Source organism: Cyanothece sp. BG0011 (genome assembly GCF_003013815.1).
GTDB lineage: Bacteria > Cyanobacteriota > Cyanobacteriia > Cyanobacteriales > Microcystaceae > Crocosphaera.
In genome coordinates this window covers 1-3998 of record NZ_PRLH01000038.1, presented here as the reverse complement: position 1 = coordinate 3998, position 3998 = coordinate 1, and the positions used below count along the sequence as shown (strand labels likewise).

Here is a 3998-nt window from a genome sequence, read left to right as displayed (position 1 = left end):
TAGTTGTTTGAGCCATTGCAGTTCAGTGGAGGATTCGTAGCCCAGTAGTTCAAGGCGGTAATCTCCTCTCACCAATGCTTTTCTCAGTTGCAATTTCTGAGTGAGTTGCTCTGAAGTTCCATCGGTCATAACCGCTTGGTAAATAACCTCGACTGTTCGTTCGTGGCTCAACTCAAAGCTTCTGGCAATATAAGTCATCGCACTTTCACTGACAGCACGACCTAATAACCGCTCACCATCCTCGGTGTGAATGCGGTAAATCCTCATCTGGTTATTGTCAAGTCGTTTCCAAATCGGTAAGAGGACACCCGTAATGAGATAGAAAGTTGATTCGATCAACTCAGGTTCTTTGGCGATTTGCTGTTCCCACCCTTGCTTAAAGGTTTTAACATCAACTTTGGTCCATAAGGAACTTTCAAACTCCCAACGTCGCATCTTGGTAGTGCTACAAGGGCGGATTAAGCTGACCCTTGGTTCGCTGATACCATCTTTGTTAACTACGCTGGTTGTCGAAGTGACAACTGCTACTTGATTAGACATTCCGTTCTTAGCGAAGAAGGTGTCACTATAACTGCCTACTCTAATGGCCTCGTCTAAGCTGAGTATTCGATTTCGTTCAGTCTTTCTTATTTCAACCGCATAGCTTGTTCCTCCAGTAATAGGGTCTTGATAGAGTTGTTGTCGCTTAACCACTTCTAGCTTTTCTGCTTTGATAGTCTCGACACCCATTTCATAGATCCCTGCTTCCTTGGCTTTCTCAATGGCAGAGCTAATGCACATCTCCAAAGTCGTAAACAGGATTTCTTGATCCTCTAACCGCATGGCTAAAACCCGATTGAGAAATGTTTTCATCGGAGGAAGCTCGGTTTTGAAGTCCCCTTCTTTTGTTAAAAGATCGAGTCCTGAAATTGTCTCGAACTCCGCTAAAGTCATACCTTCGACTAGCCCTTTATAGAGACTGAAATACAGTGTTCGTAAGGCTTGTCTCGCGTAAACAGACTCTAGGTTATCCTCTTCTCGGAAGAGTCCTTGATTGCCTGTTTTGCGTTCACCCTTGGTCAACGCTCCCAAACTGGCTAACCGTCTAGCAATAGTGCTAGTAAACCGTTTCTCCCCTTTAATATCGGTACAGATTACACGATAGAGCGGGGGTTGAGCTTGGTTACTGCGATTGGTTCTCCCAAGGCCCTGTATGGCCACATCAGCTTGCCAGTCGCCTTCGAGTAGGTAATGAACCCGCGGACGTTGATTCTTACAGCTTTTATCAGCGTGGTACGACCTACCGGTTCCTCCCGCTTGGGAGAAGACAAGAATCTGTTTCTCATCATCCATAAATAACTGAGATTCAGCTAAGTTTGCAGAACTTGCCCGTTTATCGACCATCATGCGCTCGCTACCCTCTTTCGTAACTCGGATTATCCGCTTAGAGCGTCCCGTGACTTCGGCCACTGCTTCATAACCAAAGTGATTGATGATTTGGTCTAAAGCTGATGGCAAAGGTGGTAACAGGGAAAGTTCTTCGATGAGAGCATCCCTTTGACGTACCGCTTCTTGACAGGGTATAGGATTATCTAGTGAATCGGTCATTAATTGACTGCGCTCATTGCCGTTACCATCGGTGTACCACTCGTACTGATGGACAGGAAAACCGTTGATCAGATAATCAAAGAGGTATTCTCGTGGTGTAATATCCACGTTAATATCGTTCCACTGACTTACCGGGATTTCATCAAGTCGTCTGTTTAAGAGGGCCTCATCGGTAGAAATCAGTTGAATGACGGCTGCTTTACCTTCTTTCATATCCGCTTCAATCTGTTTGATAAGCGTCGGGCATTTAATCGAGGTAATCAGATGACCGAAGAACCGTTGTTTACAGCTTTCAAACCGAGAATAGACGGAGGATTTTGCTCTGCCATTTGTACTACCGAATTTGCTGCTGATTCCCGTAAGCTCAAGGGCTTTCTCAATATTCTGATAGATGATCTCGTAAGCATCGGCATAACGGTTGTACATTGCCACTTGAGCATCGTTCAGTTCATGTTCGATGATCTCATACTCGACACCATCGAAACTCACACTACGAGCTAAATAGAGTCCCATGGCCTTAAGGTCACGAGCGACGACTTCTAAAGCAGCAATACCTCCCTCTGCAACTTGGGATAGAAAATCTGCTCGGTTGACAAAGGGTAAAATCTCTGAGTTCCAGAGTCCTAGCCGTTCTAAGTAGCTAAGATTCTCTAACTTAGTGGCACCGGTGGCTGATACAAAGACAAACCTCGCATTGGCTAAGACTCGTTGAAGACGTAGCCCTGCTAGTCCCTGTTGAGAGGCTGCCTTCAGTCCTCGTTCGCCGTATTCTGCTACTGCGTTCGCCATAGCATGGGATTCGTCGAAGACAATCACATTATCACTGTCTTCGCCAAGCCACTGTAAAATTTGCTCAACGCGAGAACATTTGTCAGCTTTTGCAGGACTTCTGAGGGTGGCATAGGTCAAGAAAAGGATTCCTTCGTTGAGAACAACGGGGTCGCCTTGCTTGAACTTCGATAAAGGAACCACTTGCGAGGGATCGCCACCAAGGGCTTTCCAATCTCTACGAGCATCTTCGAGTAAGGCGTTACTCTTAGAGATCCACACTGCTTTCCTGCGACCTTTCAGCCAATTGTCAAGGATAATCCCGGCACACTGGCGTCCTTTCCCTACACCTGTGCCGTCCCCGTTAAACCATGCTTTGCGGTAATGTTTAGCTTCTTTAGTTCCTTCGGGAACTCGTTCTAAGGTGTCGTGGTCAGCATCATACATAAACCAATCAGGCAAGAATTGCTCATGGCTATTTCCTGCATAAATGACACTTTCTAATTGAGCATCAGAGAGTAAGCCGTCCTTAATCACCGCTCTCGGTAGCTTAGGTTTGTAAGTTGGTGTGGGTGGTGCGATCGCTGCCATTGCGGCTGATTCAACGAGTTTGGTTGGATGAACCTTAGCTGCTGTGATGTTGATGGTTTGAGGCAGATAACGTTCATAAATCCCATCATCGTTGAGGTACTCACCTTGATTACGCCAATCAATGACTTCGTAATCAACAGTGATTATGTCATCGAAAGATACCTTTGCCTCTGGCCTTGTATCTTCTACCGTTAAGCGCGTGTCGATGGTTGTGCCATGCTTATAGTAGGCTTTTCCTTCGATACCAACACTAAAGACGACTTTACCGGGAAGGTTGGCGATCGCCTCTCCCCATGTTGTGCTGTGGGGTGAGAACGAATCAGAACTTAGTGTAACTAACCGACCACCGGGATTGAGGCGGTGTAATGCAGAACGGACATGACTAAAAGTAGCTCCCGACCCCTTCTTCTTGCTATGAAGATGAGTCGTAAACGGTGGATTCATTACAACTACAGTCGGTTTATGCTGAGTTGGGAGCAAGTTATCGATTTGCTCAGCATTGTAGCTATAGACTTTGTGTGAAAAGCCTTGCTTTAGGCAGTCGACTCGATCTTCGCTAATTTCATTGAGAATCAGCGATGCCCCTTTGATTTCAGCCCAAACGGCAAGTAGGCCGGTTCCTGCACTCGGTTCTAATACCACATCTGTAGAGGTGATATGAGCCGCTTCACCTACTAAGTAAGCTAAGGGTAAAGGCGTGCTGAACTGTTGCAGTTTTACTGATTCTTCAGAGCGTAGAGTATGGGTCGGTAACAGGGTTTGTAACTCGATAAGTTCTGCGCACCGCGAAGCGGATCTCTTCGAGATCGCGTTCCTTGGATTATCACCAAGTTTTGCATGGTATTTTCTCACCCATAACACTAAAGATAATTCCACAGCATTGTAGGCTTGCTTCCAAGTCCAACGCCCTTGGCTATCGGTACCGCCAAAGGTATTGTTCATGGTCTGTTTAAGGAGACTTGAAGTGATTTTCTGATTAATCGACAGGTAAGAAAGCAGGTTCTCAGCTACAGTTAGTAAGGTTCCTACCTCAATCACTGGACTTACCGAAG

General features: G+C 46.0%; 1 protein-coding gene. It reads right to left on the bottom strand.

What is annotated here, in order from left to right; all coding sequences use genetic code 11:
- The coding region (locus C4E06_RS05350; RefSeq protein WP_198648345.1) for a bifunctional class I SAM-dependent methyltransferase/DEAD/DEAH box helicase at window positions 1-3588 on the bottom strand (3588 nt) is incomplete at its 3' end.
- Window positions 3589-3998: the final 410 nt, after the last annotated feature.